The sequence below is a fragment of the Leucobacter sp. MMO-125 genome (assembly GCF_037148395.1).
GTDB lineage: Bacteria > Actinomycetota > Actinomycetes > Actinomycetales > Microbacteriaceae > Leucobacter.
Genome location: NZ_JBBCTL010000003.1, coordinates 261,384 through 287,243 on the forward strand (window position 1 = coordinate 261,384; position 25,860 = coordinate 287,243).

Genomic DNA, 25,860 nt, shown 5'->3' on the forward strand with positions numbered 1-25,860 from the left:
TTCGCCCCGCAAGATCCGCCCCGCGAGACGCGAACTATCCGAGCTCCCCGTCGACAGCGCTGGCGAACACCCGCGCCCCCGCAAGCGCCTCTGGCGCTGCGCTGCGCGGATCGACATCGAGCACCGTGAAGTCGGCGCGGAGGCCGGGGGCGAGCGCCCCGATCTCATGCTCGCTGCGCAGCTGCCAGGCCGCGTTCGCCGTGTGGGCGCGCAGGGCGTCGAGTCTGCTCGCAGGGGTGCCGCCGCCCAAGTGCCGCCCGGTGCGGGAGGTGCGGGTCTCGGCGACCGCCATATTGCGCAGCGGCTCGTAGGGCGTGACCGTGCCGTCGTTGTGGAAGGTGGCGCGGTGGCCGGCCGCGAAGGCCGCGCCGGCGTCGGCCCAGCTCGCACCACGCTCGCCGAAGAGGTCGTCGATGAGCACGTCGCCCCAGTAGGTGATGTGGTCGACGAAGAGGCTTACGGTGACGCCGAGCGAGGCAGCGCGGCTGAACTGATCCGGTGTCATCAGCCCGCAGTGCTCGACACGAAAGCGGTGGTCGCGCAGCGCGAAGCGCCTGATGAGCTCCTCGTAGGCGTCGAGGGTGCTGTCGATGGCGACATCGCCGTGGGAGTGGCAAGCGATCTGCCAGCCCTCGCCCGCGTACTGGGCGCCGATGTCGATGAGCTGCTCGGTGGTGTAGTTCGCCTTGCCGATGTGGCCCGGTTCGAGGCCGATGGCGTGGGTCGCCTCGGTGTCGAGGTAGGGGAAGGAGGTTGCGATGTTGCCCACCCATGGCGATCCGTCGCTCCACACTTTGATGCCGACCTGCCTCACCCGGGCGTCGCCGTTGACGAAGGGCCGGGTCGCGTGGGCGCCCGGGCTCGACGTCTCGTAACCGCGCACCCGCACGGGGAGCCGCCCGGCTGCGTGCAAGCCGTCGAACAGCGGCCCAAGCTCGGCGCTCCAAGAAAGATCGGCGATGGTAGTGATGCCGTGTCGTCGCACCTCCGCAAGGTGCGCGGCCATGCGCTCGGGCAGGCGCGCACGCGCGGCTTCCATCACGGGGCCCGCGATCCGCGCCATCGCCGCAGCTTCGTACGCGACACCGCTCAGCTCGCCTGACGCGTCGCGCCCGTACGAGGCACCGGCGGGATCGGGGGTGTCGCGGTCGATACCTGCCTCACGGGCGGCGGCGGTGTTGAAGTATGCGGAGTGCAGAGAGTTGTGCACGATGACGAGCGGGATGTCGCCGGCCACGGCATCGAGGTCGGCGCGGGTGGGCTGCACCAGGCCGCGCTGCAGCAGCGGATCCCATCCGTTGGCGAACACCCGCTCTGGGCGAGGGTCGGCGGCGAGCGCTTGCTTGATGCTGCCCCACACCTCGTCGGCGCTTGCGATGGTGACGGGGCGGATGTCGATGACACCCTCACCCATCAGCAGCGCCACCTCTGAGGGGTGGCCGTGCGGTTCGATGAGGCCCGGGATCGCCCACCCTTCGCCGAGGTCGAGGTGGCGCCCGCCGGCGGGTGCAGGCACCTCGTCTCGGGAGCCGATCGCCACGATGGTGCCGTCTTCGACGAGCATCGCCTCGGGGGCGGATGCCGGATCGGGGTTCTCGCCGACACAATCGAGGTCGGTGCGCACGAAGCGCCCGGTGATGCGGAGTGTGGGTGCCATGGTCAGGTCCTTTCCCGGGTGGGCTGCAGAGCCCTGCATCATTTGTACCTGTCGGTGCTGGCCCCTGGGAAGCTGTGCGGGCGGCTTCGCACGCGATTTCACCCGGGGCTACTCGAGGTGGTCTCGCCGCCGCCACCATTGACAGCCCCCGCCCGATCTAGAAGTATCGGCAGTGTCGACGGAAGTTCACAGGCGAGGTCGCCCGTCGACCCGCCGCCTCCGCCGCGATCAGTTTGAACACTCATCTCGACGTGGAGGTTGCAGTCATGAAAAAGCTCATCAACGATCCGGCGGATGTGCTCGCCGACGCACTTCGAGGCCTGGCGAAGGCCCACCCCGAGCTCGACGTCGATCACGAGCACCGGGTGATCTACCGACGCGAACCCAAAGCGCAGGGCAAGGTGGCGCTGCTCTCGGGCGGTGGCTCCGGGCATGAGCCGCTGCACGGCGGATTCGTAGGCCTCGGAATGCTCGACGCCGCCTGCGCAGGTGAGATGTTCACCTCGCCGACGCCCGATCAGGTGGTTGCGGCAACAAAGGGCGCGGATCGTGGTGCCGGGGTGCTGCACATCGTGAAGAACTACACGGGCGATGTCATGAACTTCGAGATGGCGGCTGAAATCGCCGCCGCCGAAACCGGCGTCGAAGTTGCGACAGTAGTGGTCGCCGATGACGTTGCCGTGCAGGATTCGCTGTACACGGCGGGGCGCCGCGGTGTCGGCCTCACCGTGCTCATGGAGAAGATCGTGGGCGCGGCGGCAGAGGAGGGGCGTGACCTCGCGGCTGTCACCACGCTTGCGGAGAAGCTGAATGAGCGAGGCCGGTCGATGGGTATGGCACTCACCAGTTGCACGGTGCCCGCCGCAGGCAAGCCCACCTTCGACCTTCCCGACGACGAGATCGAAATGGGGGTGGGCATTCACGGTGAGCCCGGCCGCAAGCGGGTGCCGCTCGCGCCCGCCTCGGAGATCGCGGCGCAGCTTGTGGAGCCGATTCTCGCCGACCGCGACTTCACCGGAGAGCCCGTGATCGTGATGCTCAACGGTATGGGTGGCACCCCGCTCAGCGAGCTGCACCTGATGTACGGCGAGGTCGCCGAGCTGCTCGAACAGGCAGGCGTGGAGGTGGCCCGCGTGCTCGTGGGCAACTACATCACCTCGCTCGACATGGCCGGCTGTTCGGTAACGCTGCTCGCAGCCGATGACGAGATCCTGCAGCTCTGGGACGCCCCCGTGCGCACCCCCGGACTGCGCTGGCTCGCCTGAGCTGCAGCGATCCGCCACCTCACCCCGTCACGCACAGGAAGCCACTATGACGAACACCATCACCGTCGACACCCTCACCCGCTGGCTCACCGGCTTCGCAGACCGCGTCGCCGAACAACGCGAGTACCTCACCGAACTCGACTCTGCGATCGGTGACGCCGACCACGGGGCGAACATGGCCCGTGGCATGGCGGCTGTGGTGGAGAAAGCGGGGCAGGATCCCGCCACCACAGCCGATGCGCTGCTGAAGACGGCGGGCATGACGCTCGTCTCATCGGTGGGCGGTGCCAGCGGGCCGCTCTACGGCACCTTCTTCTTGCGCATGGGAGCGAGTGCGGGCGCGGCAACCGAGCTCGATGCGGCGGCACTCGGGGCTGCATTGCGGGCCGGCTATGAGGGAATTCTGCAGCGCGGCAAGGCGGAGCCCGGTGACAAGACCATGGTCGATGCCATGCTGCCCGCGCTCGACGCCTACGATGCGGCGGCGGCCTCGGGGTCGCTGGGGGATGCGCTCGCGGCGGCGAGCGCTGCAGCGGCGAAGGGGCGCGATGCGACTGAGCCGTTGGTCGCCCGCAAGGGTCGCGCCAGCTACCTGGGCGAGCGCTCGGCCGGGCACATCGACCCCGGCAGCGCTTCGACCGCGCTGCTCTTCGAAGCTCTCGCCGCCGCCTGAGCCCCCACCCCCACCGCGAGGCGCATGTCGCAGCGCAGATCACCGCTCCGCCTGCGAAATCAGCCGGTCGGCCGCTCTCGCGCCACACCATCGGAGGTCTAGCATGACCGAACGCGTCGGCATCGTCGTGGTCTCGCACAGCGCACCCCTCGCAGCAGCAGCGGCGGAGCTCGCCCTTGAGATGACTCCCTCGAATCCGCCGCGGGTGGTACTCGCAGCGGGCACCGCAGATGGTGGCACCGGCACCGACGCCATGCGGGTGGCAGAGGCGATCGGCGAAGCAGCTGCCGAGGGAGGCGGGGTGCTCGTGCTCATGGATCTCGGCTCGGCGGTGCTCAGCGCTGAGATGGCGCTCGAGTTCGCCGACATCGGCGACACTCCTGTGCGGCTCACGAGCGCCCCCATCGTGGAGGGTCTGCTCGCCGCCGTGGTGACCGCCGCGGCCGGGGCTTCGCTCGATGCTGTCGCCGCGGAGGCGCTGGGGGCGCTCGGGGCGAAACGTGCGCACCTCATCAATGAGGAGGCGGGTGCGGATCCGGGGGCCGCAGGCGCCACCGGATCGGCCGGGCCCGAAGATGCCCCTCCCACGCAGCCCGATGCGACGGTCGAGGTCGTGGTGCGCAACCGCGACGGCATCCACGCGCGCCCGGCCGCGCTGATTGTCGCGGCGCTCGCGGGCCGTGACGCAGTGCTGCGGATCGCACGCACCGGCGAGGAAGCCGTGCGCGTCGGCGGACCCACCGGGCTGCTCGCGCTTGGTGCGAGGCAGGGCGAAACGCTGACGCTCACAGCCACCGGAGCCGATGCGCAGGCCCTGTTTGATGAGCTCGCCATGCTGTTCGCCGACGGCTTCGGCGAGCCATGCGATCCCGAAGTTGCCGCCGCTCCTTCCGCGACAACGACACGCACCGACCCCGATGCCGCGAAGCCGGCGACCCCCGCCGAGAAGCAGCTGCCGGCCGCAACGCACTCAGGCGGGCCCCTCACAGGCGCGCTGGGGGTGAGCCCCGGACGTGTGGCGGGCAGGGTGGTGCGCATGCCGAACCCCATCGCTGCACCAACAGAGGGGCCAGAGATCACGGAGGAGTATCGGCAAGCGGAAAGCAGCCGCGTCGCGGAGGCCGCCGACGCCGTCGCCGAGGCCCTGCGACATCGCGCCGCGCGCGCAGACGAGACCGGCAGCGCAATCCTCGAAGCCGGTGCCGCGATCGCAGCCGACGAAGATCTCAGAGAGACTGCCCGCGAGCGGGTGCGCGCGGGTGCGCCTGCGGCGCGCGCCGTCTGGGACGCCTTCGGTGCGGCCGCTGACACGCTGCGCAGCCTTGGCGGCCGCACTGCAGAACGCGCCGCAGACATCCTCGACGTGCGCGCCCGCATCGTCGCGCAGCTCACCGAGCAGCAACCACCGGGGCTGCCAGACACCGACGAGCCGTATGTGCTCGTGGCCCACGATCTCGCACCGGCCGACACGGCACTGCTCGACCCCTCGCTGTGTCTCGCCCTCGTCACCGAGGAGGGCGGGCCCACCTCGCACACCGCGATCCTCGCGCGCGGGCGCGGCATCCCTGCGGTGGTCGCGGCCCGTGGTGCCTGGAGTGAGCCGGGAGGTGAGACGCTGCTCGTCGACGGTGCGAGCGGCGAACTCGTGTGGAATCCTTCGCTCGAGCAGCTCGCTTCGATTACGGAGCGGGCCGAGACCCCGCCCTTCGACGGCGCGGGCCGCACCGCTGACGGCCACCGCGTGCCGCTGCTCGCGAACGTCGGCAAAGCGAGCGACGCTGCAGAGGGAGCGCGGGCGCTCGCTGAGGGTGTGGGCTTGTTCCGCACCGAGTTCTGCTTTCTCGGCCGCGCGGAAGAGCCGAGCGTTGAGGAGCAGATCGAGATCTACCGCAGAGTGCTTGCGGCATTTCCTGGGAAACGGGTCGTGGTGCGCACGCTCGACGCGGGATCCGACAAGCCGCTCGCGTTCGTGCCGAGCGGCGAGGAGGAGAATCCCGCGCTCGGCGTGCGCGGGCTGCGAACCTCGTGGATCGTGCCGGGCCTGCTCGACAGGCAACTCGACGCGATCGCCGCCGCAGCATCGCAGGAAGCTGCGGAGGTCGCTGTGATGGCGCCGATGGTGGCGACCGTCGCGGAGGCCGCAGACTTCGCCGAGCGGGCGCGGGCGCGCGGCCTCGCGCACGTGGGTGTGATGATCGAAACGCCATCGGCCGCGCTGCTCGCGAATCGTCTCTTCGAGGTGATCGACTTTGTGAGCCTCGGCACCAACGATCTCACGCAGTACACGATGGCAGCGGACCGGCTGCTCGGCAGTCTCGCCGCACTCAACGACCCGTGGCAGCCGGCCGTTGTCGAACTCATCGGCCGGGCCGGGTCGGCCGGGGCCGCCGTCGGCGGCGGGGTGGGGGTGTGCGGCGAAGCCGCCGCGGACCCGCTGCTCGCCGCAGTGCTTGTGGGAGCTGGTGCGACCAGCCTCTCGATGGCGGCCCGGGCAATCCCCGCGGTCGCAGCACAACTGCAGAAGGTCACCCTGGAGCAGTGCCGGCAGGCCGCCGCAGCCGTGATCTCCGCCCGCGACACCGCCGCAGCCCGCAATGCAGCCGCCGCGATCCTGAGGTGAGGGGGTGGGCCAGGGGCGGACTCTTCCCGCACCAGCTTCACTCAACAGCCTCAGCACCACTCTGGGACTTTGACGAACAGGTGCATCGAAATCCACACTCGTATCACGCCTGCGGAGCGCGTATATTAAGTCCATCATGGCCAAGAGACCGAAGCAGCGTCGCACCCGCATCGAATTACAATCGCTCTCCGATGCCGCCCTGATCGATCTCACACGCGCTGGCACTCCAGAGGCATTTGCAGAGCTCTGGTCACGGCACCATGGTGCCGTCGTCGCAGCGACTCGGTCGTTCACCCGGTATGAACCCGAAGATCTCGCGCAGGAGGCGTTTGCGAAGGTCTACGCGAGCATTCTGCGAGGTGGAGACATGACAATCTCGTTTCGCGCGTACGTCGCGACTGTCTCTCGCAGACTCGCGATTGACCAGTCTCGCAGAGACCGCGGCCTCGCTCTCGAGAGCTTCGACGACGATCTCGACCCGGTCGATCCAACGGCGGGAGATCACGCGGAACGCGCCCTCGAGAAGACCACTACCACGAAGGCGTTCAAGGCGCTCTCCGCCCGCCAGAGGGAAGTGCTGTGGTATCGAGACGTCGAAGAACTTCCGGTTGTCGAGATCGCCCGATATCTCGGGTTAACCGAGAATGCTACTAGCGCGCTCATCAAACGATCGCGGGAAGCATTCAAGGCTTCATGGATCTCAGCTCAGCTCAGCTCTGAGCACAACCGGCATCCCAATTGCCTCGCCATTTCACCGATGCTCGCGCGTTTTGCACGCGGAACGCTCACAGCACGTGACACTGCTGCAGTCGCGCGACATCTTTCGAACTGTGCGCACTGCGCTGGCATTGCCGCAGAAGCTGATGACTTGCATCGCAAACTCGCTCTCGTCCTCCTCCCGCTCCTTTTGCTGGGCGGCGCACCCGGCTATTTGGCATGGGTGCGGTCGAGACCTCAGCAGCCCCTTTCCGCAACTCAGGCGCACATCGCCGAGACCCCCATCGTCTCACCGGCAACAACCGTCTCACTGCCATCCGCAGGCGTTCCATCCTTGAGACCTGCAGTCGTTCTCGCGGCGAGCCTGACGGGGATACTCCTGGCGGGTGGCGCAGCGTTCGCGACCGGTGTTCTTCGGGCCCCCGGGACGATCGCAGCGGCCTCAGATCTCACCCGAGAGCAAGTCCAGAACGACCCGGGCAGCCCTGAATCCGGCCTCCCGGCCCCGAAGGACCAGTCCCCTTCTGACACTTTGGACACGGCCTCCGTCGTCGCGGCACCACGAGACAGCGGCGCCCAGACCGCGCGCTGGCAAGGATCCACGCTGCGCGCCGAGTCGTTGCCGCCCGCGCCAAGTGTTCAAACGCCTGACCCTTCACTGCTTCCGATCACCTCCTCGTCACCGCCGGCCGACCCCCCCGCCTCGTCGTCATTCGATCCTGTGATCTCACCGATCCTTTCGCCTCCATCAGCGGTTGTCTATCCCGAGTACCGCGAACTCTCGACCATGTCTGCCGATAGCCCGTTCCGCTTTTGGATCTCCGCAACCCCGTTGTCGACGGTCGATCTGCTGATCCAGGAGGCCGGCCAGCCCGACATCGTGCTTTCCTTCGCGATCCCGACGAGCGGAGAGGTCATGTACGACTTCCCGCAGCATCGCACCCGGGTAATCGACATCACTCTCACTCAGTACTACGCGACGGAGAACGGCATCATCCGCAGCGACGCACTCGCCTTTACTCAGTACCCGATCCCAGCTCATTAAGCCGCCTCGGCCCCCCACCCCAAAGGCCTTGCACCCCATCTCGTGGACTGAGCCTAGGATTGGCAAATCTGAAGCACGACTCGAACTTGCGATAGCGCCGCGGCACTGGTCCTTCTTTTCACTCACTCGCGTCGGATTCGCGGCACCGAATCCGTCTCTTTAGACGAGGGGAGTTCGCCCCTCATCTCTGAAGGGGAATGGAAGAGACATGAGGGAGACGACGCGCACCCCGAGTGCGAGTTGCGTGCTGCGCAGCGCTGGGTTAGCCCTAGTGCTTGCACTGACCGGCTGCGGGAATGACGCGCCGCCGGAGGAGCCGTTCCGTGCGATGCGCGACAGCGTGCAACTGAGCGGCGACGAGCGCCAATCATTGATGGAGCTATCCAACTCCCTCGACACGCAAGTCCAGCCAGGAGCGCGGGTAGACCTGATCGTCGCCCCTCACGCGGGCCGCGAGGCCGTCGCACAGATCGTGCTTCCCACCGATACCGCTCTCCCCACGTCTGCCGACGTCACGGCGGTTCTGGGAGGGATCGAGGGCTCTCTCCTCGCTGCTGCCTTCGACTGGCGAGTTGAAGCCGTCTCCCCGACAGGCGCACTCGTCTCGCTCGAAGCATCGGCACTCGCGGCAGGAGTCGGCGCCGCCCACATCTCTCCCTTCGGAGAACTCCGAATCGACGCCCCCATCAGCCAGGAGGCATCATGAAGCCCGCTTTCCCAGCACTCGCGAAACGGGTGCGCGTTGTCACTGCCGCGGGAGCGGCACTGCTCCTCACTACCCTGTGGACCGTCACCGGCGCCGCGCCGGCAGCTGCCAGCGTCGGGGCTGCGCAGCTCGCCCTGCGCCGCGTACGTCGGCCCCGGGGCTCCTGCTAACAGACTCAGGGGTTCCCGCGCTCCTTCCCCCTTCCCCCTAGAGTGGCGGGGCCCCTGACAGCGGCATCCGATTCCCCCTTTCCCCGGGATGCCGCACCCCCGGTTCGAGCGCAGTGCTCACCGGAACCAGCCGGGGGCGATCCCGGACCCCTCGCTGGGTCCGGGTCGCCCCCGCACACTGGTCACGAGGCATGTGTGTCCTTCATATACATGCTGTGTGCAGCTACCTCAAGATGTCATGCTTTGGACGTCGGGTTGGCGCCTACAGTATTGATCCTCGTATTCTGTCGATCCATCCAATACGTATATCGGGTGAATCATGGCAAAGAAGGCGCGGTCGGTCCCGACGAGCCTGAACCTCTCGTCGATGTCCGACTCCTCGCTCATCGAGCTGGCCGGTGGTGGCACCTCCGAAGCACTCGGGGAGTGGTGGAAGCGTCACCGGGGAGCAGTGGTTGTCTTAACGCGCTCGTACACCGGATACGAGGCGGAAGATCTGATGCAGGAGGCATTCGCGAAGGCCTAGTCCAGCATCATGCGTGGCGCTGAGGTGAACGCGTCATTCCGGGCAAATGTTGCCTCAGCCTCTCGGCGGATCGCCATCGATAAGGCCCGAAAGGAGGGCGACTTCCGCACCGAGATCTTAGGAGGAATCGCTCGACGCGGGATACGCGTCCTTAGGCGATCATGCCGACGGAATTCTTGAGAAGTCCACCACCGTTCAGGCGTGTAACTCCCTGACGTCTGGGCACCGTGAGGTCCTGTAGTGCCGAGATGTCGAAGACCTTCCCGTAGCGGAGGTCGGTAGGTACGTCGGCATGAGCGAGAATGCAACCAGCGCGCTGATCAAGCGTGCTCGTGAGGCGTTCAAGATCTGGTGGCTCGCTGTCCACCTCGATTCCGATCGCGCCTCAGATCCTGAGTGCAGGGAAATCATCCCCTCACTGCCGCGCTAGACGCGAGGGGCGCTTGCGCCGCGGCATACGGCGAAGCTCGAACTGCACGTCTCCGACTCTGTGCACTGCGCCGCGATCGCGGCAGAGGCCGATTCGCTGCGCAAGAAGCTCGCGCTTGTGCTCTTGCCGCTTTTGCTGCTGGGAAGCACCCCGTCCTGCGTCGAATGGGTGCAGTCGAAGCAGAATCGCACTCCTGCCCGGCCCAGGCGATTGCCGAGCAGTGGACGCGGTCTCGACGTCCACCGGTTCGTTGGCGACAACGTACTGAGGATCCGCAACGCAGACAACCGTTCGGTGCAGGTCGCTCATTCGCAAACAACTCCGCTTCCAGCCCTTCCTGCCGACCCGGCAGTGATTACGGATCCCACCCCTCCAGCGCCAGCGGTCTACCCGACCCTCGAGAGCTCACCACGATGTCAACCGACGGCCCGTTCCGGTTCAGGGTCTCAGCCACCCCGCTTTCCACAGAGATACTGGTGATTCGGGAAGACCCCCTTCCCGAAGTCGTTGACGACCTCGCGATCCCCTTGAGCGGTGAGGTAATGTTCGACTTCCCGCAGCATCGTGGGAAGGTGATCAGCTTCTCGCTCACTCAGGAGTACACGACCGCGAACGGCACTGTCACCAGCGATCTGCTGGCCTTTGTGAATTTCCCGGTCCCGCTCTACTAGGTCGCGTGGCCCGAACTCCACGTTCCTCGCCGCAAGTGAGCCATATCGCGCATCGCTACTGGTGAGCGAAGCCTCGGCATCGGAGAATTCAGTGCCGACTCGAACTCGAGCCACCGGCCAATTTCGCGACGGTGCCAGGCAGGCCGTGTGCTGCTGCGAGAAATTTCTTGCTGTTCTCGTCGGATTCCTGCCCGATTGTTCGTCTCAGTAGTCGAGGGGATGTTCCATTCCCTATCGATGTGGACGAAATGGGGAACTATGAGGGGCGAGAAACGAGCGTCGATCACGGCGCATGTGCTCGTTATCGGGGGACTGATTCTGCCGCTGGCACTTACAAGCTGCGCCGCAGAAGAGCAGCAGCCGGAGGAGGTCAGAGCCAGCTACGACAGCGTCAATCTGACCGGCGATCAAAAGCAAGAGCTGATGAATCTCTCCAACGGGCTGGACGCACAGGTCCAGGCCGGTGCCCGAGTGGATCTGGTGATCGATCCCGACACAAGCACGGAAGCCGTGGCTCAGATTGTGCTCCCCAGTGATCACGTAGTACCCACTTCCGGTGACCTCACCGCAGTTCTAGAAGCCATCGACCAGTCGACCACCGCCACGGCGTTCGCCTGGAGGGTCGAAGCGGTCTCCCCAACAGGGGCACGGGTCTCACTCGCCGAAACCGCTCGTGAGGCCGGTGTCAGTCCCGTTCAGATCTCCCCATTCGGAGACATTCGTATCGAAGCCCCCCTCGAGGAGGAGCAGTCGTGAACACCCAGAAGACCTCACTCTTCAAGGCGGGCCGCGCGATTACCGCGGGCCTCGTCGCCTTCGCAATCGCCCTTCTCAGCGCGGTGACCGCGGTGACCCCTGCCCTTGCAGCGAGTGTGGGCTCGGTCGCGATATCCACGTCGTCGCCCACGACGCAGGAAGTCTCCAGCACCTTCGATTACCAGGTGTCCTGGTCATGTTCAGGTCTCGTTGGTGAGGACTGCGTCCGGCCGGTGATCGAGATTCCGATCACCCTCATCAACCCGAACCCCGCGGCGATGCAGGACATGTCGACTTGGGGAGTGACGTTCACCCCACCATCGACCTCGTCTGCGAACTTCACCCCGACAGTCGTGCGCTCGGACACGGAACTCATCCTGCGGCTGACCTCCACCCGCACCGTGCCCGCGGGCACCCAGGAGTCCTTCATCGTGCAGGTTCGCCCGCACCCGTCCACCGGTGACGGGGTTCGATTCTCGTTCGGATCCGCAACGATCAACTCAGAGAGCTTCTCGGAAGCCACCTCGAACCGTCTCGAGGGCGAAGTCGTCACACGCCTCCTGGAACCAGTAGACAAGGAATTCCTCGGCGGACTGGTGCTTTCGGACGGGACCACTGCTCGCGCTACCTACCGGATCACCCCCAACATCCGCGGGGTCTGGGAGCCGCTGACCGACACCTGGTCCTCCTGCGTGCTGCAGGACAATAATCAAAACCGGTGGGATACCGCGCGCGCCGAGACCATCGAAATCGTCGACACGCTCCCCGCCCAGGCCACGTTCGTTTCAGCGACCGGAGGTGGCATCTACGACCCCGCCACCCACACCGTCACCTGGAACGATTGCTCCAACTACCAGGACCTGCCCTGGTACGTCATCGTCGAGCTCCCCGCAGCGACCGATTCGTCAGACCCCGCATACACAGATACGATCACGAACTCGGTGTCGCGCTCATTCCTAGACACTGCCGGGAACATGCGGACCTCGGAAGATTCCGTCACCCATGACAACATCTTCCGTGCGCGTCCCACCCCCGAGCTTGCCAAGTGCGGGCAGGGCCGGGTGACCCCCACCACTGAGCCAGCTCCAGGCGGCCAGTGCGCTCCGTGGCGATTCTCTCCCACGTACGCCTACTCGGGTGGTGCCGGGGTGCACTACTACAACATCGATGCACGACGGATCCTGCAGGGAGATGAAGTCGAGGTCACCGACTGGATGCCCTGCGCGTCGAGCCCGACGGTCGATGGGTACGCCTCCGAAGCCGGCTGCACTCAGCCGGTCGAAGAACTCACCCATCTCACCTTCACGACCGCGCCGGGTGGCGTGGGGAACCGCAACCTGAGCTACCAGACACTCACGCTGTTCCTGAGCGACGGGACGCAGCAGGACTTCACACCCGCTCAGCCCATCGCTTCGCTGGCGCCCCTGCCCGCACCCCCAGCAGGGCTCCACTACGTCGGGTTCCGTGTCGTCCTCAGCGGGCTGAGCCTCGACGGTTCTGTCCGGGTAGCCGTGCAGACGCGACTTCTGCCCGGAGCCGACCACGACATGAACCTCGAGAACCGTGCACGCGTCGCGGTGACCAATGACAGCGACGGCTACTTCTTCGAAGGTGACGCCACGGGCATCGGAGCTGTGCGGGAAAGCGTCGTGGGAACCTCATCAGCCGGATTCTCGGTATCCGGGTCCGGTATCCGATATTCGACCGCATCGTTCGGGGCGTTTGCGCTCGACCCGTCGGTTGCGCTGCCCAGCTATGTGCAGGTGCTGCCCGCCGGGTATGTCGTCGCCGGCCAAACCACGAACAGCATTCTCATCACCGACAGCGATGGGCGCACTAACCGCAGCCACTACACAATCGAAATGATCCCTGAGGATACGGTGCTTGGACACCCCGCCCTGGTGCGCATCACCCCGATGCCGGGGACTCCCGCGGTGCCCTCGAGCCCCAGCGAAGGCTGGCCGTATGTCAGCGTGCAGACCACGCTCGAACGCACCTGGGGCGCCCAGTACGGGACGCTCGCAACGGAAGCGTTCACGTCGATCGACGGTTCGGCTTCTGCGATCGACAACTGCCTGCAGTACTCGCCTCGCGTGGCCGATGATTCTCGCGATCTCGACGGTGACGGCCTCACCTCCGGGGATTCCGGATGCCTGGCTTACGGAACACGCCAGTTCAACTCGACCTTGAGCGCAGCGACCAGCGTCGTTACGAAGCACGTGCGTGACGTGCACTCCAGCAGCTGGTCGGGAGCGAACCAGGTGGCCGGCATCACTTCCGGTGAGGCGGAGTACCTCCTGCACTGGGAGAATGCAGGACAGCCCGCACTCTCCGACGTCGTGCTCTATGACTTACTCCCGCATGTCGGAGACACCGGTGCGACCGCAGCAAACCAGGGCATGAGAGGGAGTGAATTCACCCCCACCTTCAACGGCCTGTCCCGGGCAGTCCCTGCGGGCGCTCAGGTCCACTACTCCGCATCCATGAACCCCTGCCGTCCGGAGGTGTTTCCTACGAACCCGGGCTGCGACAACGACTGGACGACCGACCCGAATACTCTCGGCGGAGTTGCAGCAGTGCGAGCATTGCGCGTCACGCTGCCCGGTGAATGGCCTTCAGGCTCGAACATCAACCTCGCCTTCAACATGCTCGTGCCTGCCGGCACTGTGAGCGGTGATGTCGCATGGAACACCGTCGCCCAGGTTGCCAGCAGTGCCGGTTCACCCCTGGTCGCCGCTGAGACTGCGCGCACCGGAATTATGATGCCTGCAGATGTCGTGATCGAGAAGAACAGCGAGCAGTCGGCCGCGCCGGTTGGCGTGGGAGACACGGTCAGCTACACCATTGATCTCTCGAACCGCCTCGCCACGACAGCGAACGGCATCCGTGTCGTTGATGACCTTAGCGGCGTGCTGCAGACAGCGACATTCAACAACGATGCAACGACCGATCGTGGCACCGTCGTGTGGGATGACGTGAACCAGCAACTGATCTGGACCGGAAACCTGGCCGTCGGAGAAGCCGCAACGATCCACTACACGGTAACCACCACGTCGCCGACCGTTGCCCCGGGCATGCGGAACACGGTCACCGGCCAGGTCGGCTCACTCCCGACGCACTGCACCGACGGCACCGAGGACGGATGCTTCGCCCTCGTCGAGGTGGTCGCCCCGGACGTTCAACTGCAGAAGACCGCGCAGGGCGTCACCGAAGGGTCGACCATCGCCGGACTCACCAACGTGACTTGGGACTACACCGTCCGCAACTCCGGCACGGAACCGCTCACCGATGTGTCCGTGGGGGACAGCGAGGGAGTCATTGTGACCTGCCCCAGCACCGCCCTCGACATCGGCGAATCCATGGTGTGCCAGGGAACCGGAAATGTCGGCAACGGCCAAAGCTACGAGAACATCGGCGCGGTGATCGGCACCGGTGCGATCAGTGGCGATCCCGCCTCAGCCGAAGACACCTGGTCTGTGGTGATCTCCCCGTTGACCCCTGCGCTCACGATCGACAAGACCGCAGACGGCGTCGCCGAAGGCACCCCCATCCCGGCTCTCAGCACGGTCACCTGGAACTACCAGGTGGTGAACGCAGGAAATGAGCCCGTCAGCGCCATAAATGTCACCGACAGCCAAGGGGTCGCAGTGACCTGCCCTGCAACGGTGCTGGCGGTCGGCGCGTCTATGGACTGTACCGGCACCGGCCCGATCGGACTGGGGCCGAGCTACCAGAACACCGGCGTCGTCGTCGGCACAGGTGATCTGACCGGTGCCCCGGCAACCGCGACCGACACCTGGAACGCGGAAGTGATCCCCTTGGAGCGGGCGATCGAGGTGGTCAAGTCTTCGCCTGACACGGTGGAAGGCGGCACTCTTCCCGCATTCACAATAGTGAACTGGGAGTACCTCGTCACGAACACCGGCGAAGAACCCGTGACGAACCTCGTCGTGACCGACGACCAGGGAGTCGCGGTGTCCTGCCCGGTGACTTCGCTCGCAGTCAACGAATCCACCACCTGCACGGGGTCCGCCTCAATCGGTGCTGGCCCGGCTTACCGGAATGTCGCAACCGCTGCGGCTGTGGCTGAGTACACCGGACTTCCCGTTCAGGATCAGGACGACTGGTCGATCTCAGTTGCCCCGCTCAACCTCGATCTGCAGCTCGACAAGCGGGCCCCCGCAGTGCAGGAAGGGTCCTGGGTGCGACCAGGCACAATGGTGGACTGGGAGTACATCGTCACCAACACCGGCGACGAAGACCTGGCCGACCTCCAAGTGCTGGACGACCAAGGCGTCACCGTCAGTTGCCCAGGGACCATGCTCTCAGCGGGAGATTCGATGACCTGCACCGGTACGGGCAGCATTGGCAGCGGCCCCGGCTACACCAACATCGGCATAGCCGAAGCCGTGGGTGCCCTCAGCCTGACTCCCGTGACCGCAGAGGACGACTGGAGTGTTGAGGTCCGCGAACCGGTCACTTCGATCTCCGTGGTCAAGGGCGCGGAGAACGCGCTCGACGGGGGTACCGTTCGCCAGGGCACCGTTGTGAACTGGAACTACGCGGTTACCAACACCGGTGAAGAACCGGTCGAGACGCTCACCGTGACCGACAGCCAAGGCGTTCAGGTCACTTGCCCAGCCACCGAACTCGCCCCCGCAGAAACGATGGTCTGCACCGGCTCAGGCCCCATTGGGGCGGGACCGGACTATGCAAACACTGCCGTGGCCACCGGAACCGGAACAGTGACCGGAGCCGAGGTCACCGCGGAGGACACGTGGACGACCCTGGTGCAGGTACTTCTGTCCGGGATCGCAGTGATCAAGGACGCGGTCGCCTACGACACCGGGGCCACCGTCCCGGCGAACAGTGATGTGGCATGGAACTACACCGTGATCAACATCGGCGAGGACGCGCTCTGGCGCGTCACCGTCACCGATGATCGTGGCGTTACTGTCACCTGCCCGGACGGAGAGCTCGCGGTTGGAGCGTCGATGGTGTGCACCGGTGCAGGAAGCGTCGGCTCTGACGCCAGCTACACCAACGTCGGAACCGCCACCGGAACCGGCGCGGTCAGCGATCAGCCGGTATCGGCGGAATCCACATGGACGGCGGTCCTCACGCAGGATGCACCTCCGGAGGCTCCCACGCCCGCAGAGCCGGTCACCCCGCAGGCACCGTCAGACCCGCCCGGGATGCTTGAACTCACCGGCGGCGCAACCATTACCGTGTTCGGTGCAATCAGTGGTGGTCTGCTGCTTGCAGGTCTGCTCCTCCTGCTCGTGAATCGACTCCGTAGAATCCGAGGAGGCCACCGGTAAAGACTGAGGGCGGCCCGCATCCCCCGAGGGCGTGCTGACTACCCTGACTCGGCACTTGACCCGCTAGATGCCGTACCCGGCCCGAGCCCTTAGCTCGCCGGATGAAGAAGGGGCGATCCTCAGGCACTTTCGACTGCCGCAGGATCGCCCCTTTCCCTTCCCCACCTAACAGGAAGGTCTCTGCATGGAACTGAGCCCCTCAGATCTTGCCGCACTGCAGCGGGACTTGCGGATGGACCTGATCGAAGAAGGCATCAAGAGCGGCTACGTTTCGAGCCCGCCAGGCAAGGTGGGATGCTCGCTGTGCGAACTCAGGCACCAACCCTCAACGGCTTATCTACCGCGGTTCCTGGAGGATGAAAGCACAATTCCTATAGCGGTGAATCGGATTCCGGAGGTTGCAGAAGGGATTCGGTGGAAATTCGAAGAGGATCTCCGTGCCAGCGCCTGCGACGACCGATACTTCTACCTTCCGGACGCAGCGGAAGATTTGATCTGATCGCTCCCCGAGCTGCAGGAGAGGCTGATCAGGTTGGCGAACATAGTCACCAGTAGCCCGCAGGCGGTCACTCTGCACGAAGCCTCGTTGTTCCTCAGCCTGCACTCGATTCGGAACCGCAGTTACCTTTTGCACTGACTGAGGAGTGGTCAGAGCTCTGCACCCTGGCGGCCTCACCATGCGCTGAGCCGCACGACGACTGTGACAATTGCACGCCCGCCGAGGACCTCCCCTTGGGAAAGGAAGCCCGCCATGAGCGAGCAGACCCCGGGCACCCCGAAAACCCCCGACGCCACCACACCGGCCGCAGTGAAGCGGCCCTGGCACCAGCGACCCGCGCTCATCCTCCCGATGTGCGCGCTCGTGGTCACCGCCAGCACCGGCATCCCCGTCGCCGCGAACGCAACGGCACAGGCGCAACGGATCGAGCAGTACAACTCCTCCGTCAACGCAGCAAACACCGCGTTCGCTGACGCCGCAGCAGCGGAAGACGCGCTTTCCGCAGCAGGCGACGCGGCAGTAAAAAACGCGGACGCCTACCTCGCGGCATTCTCTAAGGCGGGCGATGCCGGTGCCACGGCAATGACTGCCAAGCAGCAGCTCGCCGATTCGCTTGCCGACCTCGCGAACACAAAGAGCACCAAGCTGGAGGCCGAGGCCGCCCCGGTCTTCGGCTTCGAGCACACCGATCAGCTCCGCGAGACCGCGACGGTCCGTAACACGCTTGCTGCGTTCCTGAATTCCGCCGCTGCGGCCGCCGCGATTGCAGAAACCTACGTCGTTTCCTCGGGGCAGACCGTGGCCAACCCATACTACGTGGGCTGCAGCATTGGCGTCACCTGGTCAGGCGGCGGCTCCAGCTCGGGAGGCAGCAACTCGGGCGGGTGCATTCCTGCGCCTGGCAGCGTCACGCTTGGGCTCGAGAAGGACGTGATCAAGCACCTGCAGAAATTCTCTTGGAGATCAGAGGACTGGTTTCACGCGTATGGGCGGCGCGATCAGGTTGAGATGAGCAAGATGCTGTTGAAACATCCGGGAGACACAAACCAGAAAGATGGAGCGGTGCGCACGGGCGAGAGTATGCGTACGACTATTTCGGGGTGCGCGACGGTGCTGTGAGCGTCGCTGAAACGAAAAAAGGTCCGGATCGTGGTGCTGATCCGAACCTTTCTTCAATTTCACGAAATAAAGATCGCTAATTCTGAGAAACCATCCTCGTGCGCGAGGGGGGACTTGAACCCCCACGCCCTTGCGGGCACTGGCACCTGAAGCCAGCGCGTCTGCCAATTCCGCCACTCGCGCGAGTCGTTTTCCGGCCTTTCGGCTCGGACAACTCTGCAAGCTTAGCAGCACCGCAGCCCTCACACCAAAGCGGGCTAAACTGCGGGATACACTAAAGCGAACATCGCAGCCGATCGGCGTGCGATCACACCGGAGCAGAGAGGCAAGCGCAGCACGTGGGCATCCTGGATAGCGTCGAGCGTGGTCTTGAGCGCGCCGTCAACGGCGCGTTCGCCCGCACCTTCCGCTCCGGCGTGCAACCCGTCGAGATCGCTGCCGCGCTGAAGCGCGAACTCGACATCGGCGCCGTGATCGTCGACCGCGACCGCGTGCTCGCCCCGAACCGCTTCGTGGTGCGCGTCTCCCAGAAAGACGCAGATCGCCTGCGCGCCCTCGGCGACACCCTCGAACAAGAGCTGCGCGGCGTCGTCGCGAAACACGCGAAGCAGCAGCGCTATCAGCTGCTCGGCGAACCCGACGTCGAGGTGCGCCCCGACAGCGCCCTCACCACCGGCGTGCTCGAAATCGACTCTTCTCGCGTGGAGGGCTCGGTCGATTGGGTGGCCGTCATCGACGTCGACGGCACCCGCCACCAGCTCCCCCGCGGCACCACCACTGTGGGCCGCGGCAGCGACTGCGGCATCCGTATCGGCGACACCGCGGCCTCCCGCAAGCACCTTGAGATCATCTGGGACGGCACCGCCGGCCTTGCCCGCGACCTCGGTTCCACGAACGGCTCGAAGATCAACGGGCAGCGGTTCCGTGAAGCGGCCCTCTCGCAGGGCATCGTGATCACCATCGGGCAGACCGCGCTGCGCTTCCAGCTCGTTCCGGGCCGCGCCGACCGGGCCGCCCGTCCCGCAGCAGCTCCTCCCCGACCTGCCTCACCGCCCCCTGCGGCGAGCACCAGCCCTGCGCCGCCCCCGAGCGCCGCAGCACCTCCGCCATCAGCGGGAGCCGCCCCCGGCATCGACGAAGATTTCTGGAGGGGACTATGAGCGAACTCGCCCTGCTGATCCTGCGCATCGGCTTCCTGCTGCTGCTCTGGTTCTTCATCTTCGCAATCGTCTACGCACTGCGCAGCGACCTCTTCGGTGCCCCCGTGCGGCGCCTCCGCACCGACGGCAGCGCCGCACCGCAGCCAGCGCTGCAGCTCGCAACACCCGCAGCAGCCCCGGCACCGGCCGCGCAGGCGAGCCCCGTGCCGTCAGCAGGCAGCTCGGGCCCGGCACGCCAACTCGTCATCACCTCCGGGGTCGCAAGCGGCACTTCCATCCCACTCGACGACGACATCCTCACCATCGGCCGCAGCGGCGACTCCACCCTCGTCATTGTCGACGAATACACCTCCACCTACCACGCACGGCTCGCCCGCAGCGGTGAAGACTGGGTGCTCACCGACCTCGACTCCACGAACGGCACCCGCCTCGACGGCACCCGCGTCACCAAACCGGTGCGTGTACCGCTATTCACGCCCGTCACGATCGGCACCACAACCTTCGAGCTGAGGCCCTGAGCGTGACGGTCGGCTACGAAAGCGCCATCGGCTCGCATGTCGGGATGGTGCGCTCCAACAACCAGGACTCCGGTTTCGCGGGCGACTACCTCTTCCTTGTCGCCGACGGCATGGGCGGTCACGCGGGAGGCGACGTCGCCTCCGCTATCGCCGCGAAAACCATGGCCGACTTCGACGTCGCCCCCACCGGCAGCCCGGAGGCGACCACCAACACCCTGCGCTCCGCGATTCTCGACACCAACGCGAAGCTGCGCAGCACCGTCAAGGACCGGCCCGAGCTTGCGGGCATGGGCACCACCTTCACAGGCTTCATCACCGTCGGCGATCAGCTCGCCCTCGCCCACATCGGCGACTCGCGCCTCTACCTGCTGCGCGACAATGAGCTGCGGCAGATCACGAAGGATCACACCTTCGTGCAGCGCCTCGTCGACAGCGGCAAGATCACCGAAGACGAAGCGAAGGTGCACCCCCGCCGCTCCGTGCTGATGCGTGTGCTCGGCGATGTCGAAGCCTCACCCCAGGTCGACACCGAAGTGCTCGATACCCAGCCCGGTGACGTCTGGCTGCTCTGCTCCGACGGCCTCTGCGGCTACGTCGAAGATTCAGACATCGAAAAGATCCTGCGCCGTCGCGGCTCCCTGCAGGGCGCCGTCGACGCCCTCATCGACAAGAGCCTCGCGCACGGCGCCCCCGACAACGTCACCGTGGTGCTCGTCGAAACCGTGCCGGCGCCCGAGGCGCCCGAGACCGTCGCCGCAGATCCCCACGCCTCCGCCGCCGCATCCTCCACCGACACCGTCGAGCTCACCGACGTGCTCGACCAGGCCGCGCGCGCCGCCCAGGAAGCCCGCGCACCGTCGAACCGCCGCTTCGCCGGATCCGCCGCCACTTCAGCGGGATCCCGTGACGGTGCCGTCACCACCGCCCGCACCCGCCTCATGGGCCGCCGCCGCACTGTGCGCCGCCCACCGCAGATCGAAGAAAGCCACTTCGAGCCGCGCGTCGACGAGTATCTCGCCGAGCTCATGGCTGAGACGAAGCGCCGCAACAAACGCCGCCGACTGCTGTGGGCGCTCGGTGCGGTGGCGGTGCTGCTGGCCATCGGCGGTGCCGTGCTCTTCGGCTACCAGTGGACGCAGAGCCGCTACTTCGTGGGCACCGACGGTTCAACAGTGATCATCTATCGCGGTGTGCAGCAGGAGATCGGGTCGTTCTCGCTCTACTCCACCGCAGAGAACACCGAGATCCCGCTTTCCGAGCTCGACGGGCTTGAGCAGCGGCAGGTCAAGCGCACCCTCAGCGCGGCCTCGCTCGAGGAGGCCCGCGATATCGTGCTCCGGCTGGGGGTGCACGATGAGTGACACCAGCGCCAGCAAGGAGCCGCGCACCTTCGAGAAGACCCGCACCAGCGAGACGGTGTTGCAGCGCATCACCGCGCTGCGGGCACCTCGCAAGTTGCGGGCGCTGGAACTGGCACTGCTGCTGTTCGCGATCGCCATCGGCATCGCCGCCGTGGTGATCGTCGATCTCACCCTTGAGGGCGCGCCGAGCACGACGCTGCTGCCCACGGGCGTCGCGTTCATCGTCGCGCTGCTGGGGCTGCACATCACCATCCGACGGGTCACGCCCGACGCCGACCCGCTCATCATGCCGATCGCGGCAATGCTCAACATGGTCGGCGTCGCGATGATCTACCGCATCTCGTTTGAAGACAGCGGGGCGGATCCAGTGCGTCAGCTGCTGTGGTCGACGGTGGCGGTTGTCGCGGCGATCGTGGTGCTGCTGGTGATCCGCAACCACCTGGTGCTGTTCCGCTACACCTACCTCACCGGTCTCGGTGCGGTGATCCTGCTGCTGCTGCCGATGCTGCCCGGCATCGGCAAGACCATCGGTGGGGCGCGGGTGTGGATCCACATCGGTTCGTTCTCGTTCCAGCCCGGTGAGATTGCGAAGATTCTGCTCGCGATCTTCTTCGCCGGCTATCTGGTGCGCAACCGCGACGCCCTCTCGATGGTGGGCAAGAAGGTGCTCGGGATCCGCTTCCCGCGTGCCCGAGATCTGGGCCCGCTGCTCGTGTTCTGGCTCGCCGCGATGTCGGTGCTCGTGTTCCAGCGCGACCTCGGCACCTCGCTGCTCTACTTCGGCCTGTTCCTGTCGATGCTGTACCTCGCGACCGGCCGTGTCGGCTGGATCGTGCTCGGTGTGGGGCTCTTCCTCGCCGGCGGGCTCATCGCCAGCCAAACCCTCGACTACGTGAACCGCCGCTTCGCGAACTGGCTCGACCCCTTCGCCGACCCGCACGGTGCGAGCCACCAGATGGTGCAGGGCCTGTTCGGCATGGCGAACGGCGGTATGACGGGCACGGGCCTCGGCCAGGGCTATCCCGCCGACACCCCGCTCTCGTTCAGCGACTACATCATTCCGAGCATCGGCGAGGAACTGGGGCTGATCGGCCTGTTCGTGATCTTGGCCGCCTACCTGCTGCTCATAGGTCGCGGCCTGCGGATCGGCTTCGCCGGTCAGGACGACTTCGGCAAGCTGCTCGCGGCGGGCCTCGCCTTCACGATTGCGCTGCAGGTCTTCATCGTTGTCGGTGGTGTTGCTCGGGTGATCCCCCTGACGGGGCTCACCTCGCCGTTCCTCGCCGCCGGCGGCTCCTCTCTCGTCTCGAACTGGATCATCATCGCGCTGCTGATCCTGCTCTCGAACTCCGTGCGCAACCGACCGAAGCTGGTGATCCGCTCGTGAATAAGCAGCTCAAGTTCATCACTCGCACCGTGTTCGCCATGTTCCTGGTGCTGTTCTTCGCCGTGACGATGATTCAGTTCGTGCAGGCCGACGATCTCCGCGCGAACGAGCTCAACGGGCGCACCATCAAGAACAGCTACAAGGTCGAACGCGGCTCGATCCTCGTCGACGGCGAACCTGTGGCGTACTCCACGCCCACCGGCGACTCGTTCCGCTTCATTCGTCAATATTCCAACGGGCCGCTCTACGCGCCGGTCACCGGCTACTTCTCGCATCTGCAGGGCGCCTCCGGTCTTGAGGCGGCGATGAACCAGGATCTTGCGGGCATCGGCAATGCGCAGTTCTTCACCCGCATCATGAACACTCTCAACGGGGTTGAGCCGCAGGGCAGCTCCGTTGAGACGACGATCGACCCCGCCGCGCAGGAGGCTGCAGCAGCCGCGATGGCCGAGAACGGCTTTGAAGGCGCGGTCGTCGCGATCGATCCCTCGACGGGCCGGATTCTCGCCCTCGTATCGACTCCCAGCTACGACCCGAACCTCCTCTCCACCAACGACGACGCCGAGATCATCACGAACTACCGTCAGCTCGACGACGACCCGGCGCAGCCGTTGAAGAACCGCGCGATCGCCGGAGATCTCTACCACCCCGGCTCCGTCTACAAGCTGCTCGTTGCCGCAGCCGCCATCGAGGCGGGCGCCGCAACACCGAGCACCGAGTTCGACAACCCCGCCCAGCTCACGCTGCCGCAGTCGACGGCGATCATGCAGAATGCCTCACGCACCAGCTGCGGATCGGGCGCGAAGGCCACGCTCGAGCAGGCGATCGTGCTCTCGTGCAACATCCCCATCGCTGAGCTCGCGATGAGCATGGATCGCAACGCGGTGCCGAACATGGCGAATGCCTTCGGCTTCGGCAGGGATCTGTCGATTCCGCTGAAGGTCACACCCAGCCAGGCGCCGCTTCCCGCCGATCAGGCAGGCGTTGCGCTCTCTTCGATCGGTCAGCTTGACGTGCGCGCCACCCCGCTGCAGATGGCGATGGTTTCGGCGGGCATCGCGAATGACGGCGTGGTGATGAGCCCCTACCTCGTCGACAAGGTGATCACGCCGGATCTGCGGGTGGAACGCGAATTCTCGCCCACCGAGTTCTCGAAGCCCATCTCAAGCGATACGGCGCATGCGGTTGCTGAGATGATGGAGCGTGGCGTCTCGAACCCCGAGGGGCTCGCGAAGAATGCGGGCATTGAGGGCGTGCGGGTGGCGGGCAAGACGGGCACGGCCGAGAACGGTCAGGATGAGGCGGGCAACGATCTGCCATTCACCCTGTGGTTCACAGGATTCGCGCCCGTTGACAACCCGAAGGTTGCTGTGGCTGTTGTTGTGGCCAACGGCGGCGGCGAAGCATTTGGATTTGGGGGCGGATCATACGATCTGCCCACTGCAGTCGGAAAACGAGTAATGGAAGCGGTGTTGAGCGAATGAGACCAGCGGCAGGGATCACATTCGGCGGACGCTACGAGCTGAGCTCGAGGATCGCCGTCGGTGGTATGGGCGAGGTGTGGAAGGCAACGGACAGCATCATCGGCCGCACCGTCGCCATCAAGATCCTCAAGGATGAGTACATGGGCGACCCCGGGTTCCTTGAGCGCTTCCGCGCTGAGGCCCGCCACGCGGCACTCGTCAACCATGAGGGCATCGCGAACGTCTTCGATTACGGTGAGGAGCAGGGCTCCGCGTACATTGTGATGGAGCTCGTGCCTGGCGAACCGCTTTCGGCGATCATCGAGCGCGAGGGGCGTCTCCCCGCGAATCGTGTGCTCGGGATCGTGGCGCAGACCGCAACCTCGCTCCAGGCCGCGCACGATGCGGGTCTGGTGCACCGCGATATCAAGCCGGGCAATCTGCTGATCACCCCCGAGGGCCGTGTGAAGATCACCGACTTCGGTATTGCTCGAATTGCGGATCAGGTGCCGTTGACGGCTACCGGTCAGGTGATGGGCACGGTGCAGTATCTCGCGCCGGAGCAGGCGAGCGGTCACACGGCGACGCCGGCGACCGATATCTACTCGCTCGGTGTTGTCGCGTACGAGTGCCTCGCCGGGAAACGCCCCTTCACGGGCGAGTCGCAGGTGGCGATTGCGATGGCGCAGATCAACGACACCCCGCCGGATCTGCCAGCTGATGTGCCTGAGCCGGTGCGCAATCTGGTGATGGCATGCCTCGCGAAGGATGCGGCCGGTCGGCCTCAGACTGCGGCGAAGCTCGCGCAGGCTGCGACTGCGTTGCACCGCGGCGATGTGCGCCTCGCTGCGAGCTACGTACCCCAGGTGTTGGGTGAGACGGAGCCGGTCACGACTGCGCTGCCGCAGCAGACACGGATGATGGATGCGGCGACGACTGCGCTGCCGCAGACCACGGCGCTGCCGGGCCAGACCGCTGCGACTGCGGCCTTCGCGGCCGACCCTGTGGAGGGCGACGGCGAGGAGCCGCCGCAGAAGAAGAAGCGCAGCCCGTGGACGTGGCCGCTCATCACGCTGCTCGCTCTGCTGCTCATCATCGGTGTGGGCACTGCTGTGGCGCTCATGAACCAGAACAACACCGACGAGAAGCCGACTGCCACCACGAGCACGCCGAAGACCACGACGAAGAAGCCTACGACCACGAAGCCGCCCACCACGGGCGTGGTTGACAGCGGGGCGATCATCGGCAAGAACATCGATGAGGCCGTGGGCTACCTCACGGGTCTCGGCTTTACGAATGTCTCGCCGCAGGAAGGCAACGCAGCGCCTGACGATCAGGTGGGGCTCGTCACTGCCGTCAATCCGACTGGCGACAAAGTGCCCTTCGATCAGCCGATCACGCTCACTTACAACGTGGCCTTCGGGCAGGCGGGGCAGCCGGCCGCACCGACCACCGCTAACGCTGAGGTGAACTCAGGCCAGGCCTTCACCGTGCAGCTCGCGCCGGCGCAGAGCTTCTGCCCCACGAACTTCACCGTGCAGAACTACGCGGTGAACGTTGCCGGCACAGGCTCGCTCACGGGCATCTCCGGTGCGACCGCGAACCTGCAGGCGCAGACCCTCAACCCGGGCGATCCGAACGGCACGATCACGGTCACCTATTCCGCGACCTGCCAGAACAGCGCAGGTGTGGTGCGCGAGTCGTCCATGTCGCCGGAACTGACGGTGACGGTGAAGGCCCCGTCGAATAATGGCGGCGGCAACGGCGGCTCCACCAACCCCTAGGCAGCCGCGGCG

The 25,860-nt window shown here is 65.9% G+C and carries 20 protein-coding genes and 1 tRNA gene; 19 read left to right on the forward strand and 2 right to left on the reverse strand.

All coding sequences use genetic code 11. The features are described from left to right. Positions 1 to 34: 34 nt before the first annotated feature. On the reverse strand, positions 35 to 1,657 hold the full coding sequence (locus WFI54_RS08855) for an amidohydrolase (protein WP_336652430.1): 1,623 nt from the start codon (positions 1,655 to 1,657) through the stop codon (positions 35 to 37). Positions 1,658 to 1,923: 266 nt separating this feature from the next. On the opposite strand from WFI54_RS08855, the gene dhaK reads away from it, so the two are divergent. The 13 genes from dhaK (at position 1,924) to WFI54_RS08920 (ending at position 18,175) form a co-directional block, all read left to right on the forward strand. After that, positions 1,924 to 2,922 carry a dihydroxyacetone kinase subunit DhaK gene (dhaK, locus tag WFI54_RS08860; RefSeq protein WP_336652431.1) on the forward strand — a complete coding sequence of 333 codons (999 nt, stop codon included), beginning with the start codon at positions 1,924 to 1,926 and terminating at the stop codon, positions 2,920 to 2,922. 46 nt (positions 2,923 to 2,968) lie between these two features. Continuing rightward, complete coding sequence (dhaL, locus tag WFI54_RS08865) at positions 2,969 to 3,595, forward strand: dihydroxyacetone kinase subunit DhaL (RefSeq protein WP_336652432.1); 627 nt, start codon at positions 2,969 to 2,971, stop codon at positions 3,593 to 3,595. A 103-nt stretch (positions 3,596 to 3,698) separates the two neighbouring features. Further along, positions 3,699 to 6,215 carry a dihydroxyacetone kinase phosphoryl donor subunit DhaM gene (dhaM, locus tag WFI54_RS08870; protein ID WP_336652433.1) on the forward strand — a complete coding sequence of 839 codons (2,517 nt, stop codon included), beginning with the start codon at positions 3,699 to 3,701 and terminating at the stop codon, positions 6,213 to 6,215. A 136-nt stretch (positions 6,216 to 6,351) separates the two neighbouring features. Next, entirely contained in the window at positions 6,352 to 7,977 is a 1,626-nt protein-coding gene (locus tag WFI54_RS08875; protein WP_336652434.1) for a sigma-70 family RNA polymerase sigma factor, read from the forward strand. A 208-nt stretch (positions 7,978 to 8,185) separates the two neighbouring features. Further along, positions 8,186 to 8,683 carry a hypothetical protein gene (locus WFI54_RS08880; RefSeq protein WP_336652435.1) on the forward strand — a complete coding sequence of 166 codons (498 nt, stop codon included), beginning with the start codon at positions 8,186 to 8,188 and terminating at the stop codon, positions 8,681 to 8,683. Further along, positions 8,680 to 8,853 (forward strand): hypothetical protein, encoded by a 174-nt coding sequence (locus tag WFI54_RS08885; RefSeq protein WP_336652436.1) that lies wholly within the window; start codon positions 8,680 to 8,682, stop codon positions 8,851 to 8,853. The genes WFI54_RS08880 and WFI54_RS08885 overlap by 4 nt, the downstream gene beginning before the upstream one ends. A 319-nt stretch (positions 8,854 to 9,172) precedes the next feature. Next, positions 9,173 to 9,379 (forward strand): RNA polymerase sigma factor, encoded by a 207-nt coding sequence (locus tag WFI54_RS08890; RefSeq protein WP_336652437.1) that lies wholly within the window; start codon positions 9,173 to 9,175, stop codon positions 9,377 to 9,379. A 292-nt stretch (positions 9,380 to 9,671) separates the two neighbouring features. Continuing rightward, entirely contained in the window at positions 9,672 to 9,809 is a 138-nt protein-coding gene (locus WFI54_RS08895; protein ID WP_336652438.1) for a hypothetical protein, read from the forward strand. A gap of 476 nt (positions 9,810 to 10,285) precedes the next feature. Beyond that, positions 10,286 to 10,480 (forward strand): hypothetical protein, encoded by a 195-nt coding sequence (locus tag WFI54_RS08900; protein ID WP_336652439.1) that lies wholly within the window; start codon positions 10,286 to 10,288, stop codon positions 10,478 to 10,480. Positions 10,481 to 10,675: 195 nt separating this feature from the next. Then, positions 10,676 to 11,236, forward strand: coding sequence for a hypothetical protein (locus WFI54_RS08905; protein ID WP_336652440.1), 561 nt, complete (start codon positions 10,676 to 10,678; stop codon positions 11,234 to 11,236). Further along, entirely contained in the window at positions 11,233 to 16,557 is a 5,325-nt protein-coding gene (locus tag WFI54_RS08910; RefSeq protein ID WP_336652441.1) for a DUF7507 domain-containing protein, read from the forward strand. The genes WFI54_RS08905 and WFI54_RS08910 overlap by 4 nt, the downstream gene beginning before the upstream one ends. Before the next feature lie 184 nt (positions 16,558 to 16,741). Beyond that, positions 16,742 to 17,056, forward strand: a complete 315-nt coding sequence (locus WFI54_RS08915) for a hypothetical protein (protein ID WP_336652442.1) — start codon at positions 16,742 to 16,744, stop codon at positions 17,054 to 17,056. A 252-nt stretch (positions 17,057 to 17,308) separates the two neighbouring features. Then, positions 17,309 to 18,175: a hypothetical protein gene (locus WFI54_RS08920; protein WP_336652443.1), complete on the forward strand. Its 867-nt coding sequence runs from the start codon at positions 17,309 to 17,311 to the stop codon at positions 18,173 to 18,175. Positions 18,176 to 18,274: 99 nt separating this feature from the next. Here WFI54_RS08920 and WFI54_RS08925 read toward each other — a convergent pair. Further along, positions 18,275 to 18,358: transfer RNA gene (locus WFI54_RS08925), tRNA-Leu, on the reverse strand. 155 nt (positions 18,359 to 18,513) lie between these two features. On the opposite strand from WFI54_RS08925, the gene WFI54_RS08930 reads away from it, so the two are divergent. Genes WFI54_RS08930 through WFI54_RS08955 form a run of 6 tightly spaced genes read left to right on the forward strand, consistent with a single transcriptional unit; the run spans position 18,514 to position 25,848 of the window. After that, entirely contained in the window at positions 18,514 to 19,335 is an 822-nt protein-coding gene (locus tag WFI54_RS08930; protein ID WP_336652444.1) for a DUF3662 and FHA domain-containing protein, read from the forward strand. Continuing rightward, positions 19,332 to 19,853: an FHA domain-containing protein FhaB/FipA gene (locus WFI54_RS08935; protein WP_336652445.1), complete on the forward strand. Its 522-nt coding sequence runs from the start codon at positions 19,332 to 19,334 to the stop codon at positions 19,851 to 19,853. The genes WFI54_RS08930 and WFI54_RS08935 overlap by 4 nt, the downstream gene beginning before the upstream one ends. A gap of 2 nt (positions 19,854 to 19,855) precedes the next feature. After that, on the forward strand, positions 19,856 to 21,214 hold the full coding sequence (locus tag WFI54_RS08940; RefSeq protein ID WP_336652446.1) for a Stp1/IreP family PP2C-type Ser/Thr phosphatase: 1,359 nt from the start codon (positions 19,856 to 19,858) through the stop codon (positions 21,212 to 21,214). Then, complete coding sequence (locus WFI54_RS08945) at positions 21,207 to 22,601, forward strand: FtsW/RodA/SpoVE family cell cycle protein (protein WP_336652447.1); 1,395 nt, start codon at positions 21,207 to 21,209, stop codon at positions 22,599 to 22,601. Before WFI54_RS08940 ends, WFI54_RS08945 begins: the two co-directional genes overlap by 8 nt. Next, a complete protein-coding gene (locus WFI54_RS08950) occupies positions 22,598 to 24,085 on the forward strand; it encodes a penicillin-binding transpeptidase domain-containing protein (protein ID WP_336652448.1) in 1,488 nt (495 codons plus the stop codon). The genes WFI54_RS08945 and WFI54_RS08950 overlap by 4 nt, the downstream gene beginning before the upstream one ends. Next, positions 24,082 to 25,848, forward strand: a complete 1,767-nt coding sequence (locus WFI54_RS08955) for a serine/threonine protein kinase (protein ID WP_336652449.1) — start codon at positions 24,082 to 24,084, stop codon at positions 25,846 to 25,848. Before WFI54_RS08950 ends, WFI54_RS08955 begins: the two co-directional genes overlap by 4 nt. The last annotated feature ends 12 nt before the right edge of the window (positions 25,849 to 25,860 follow it).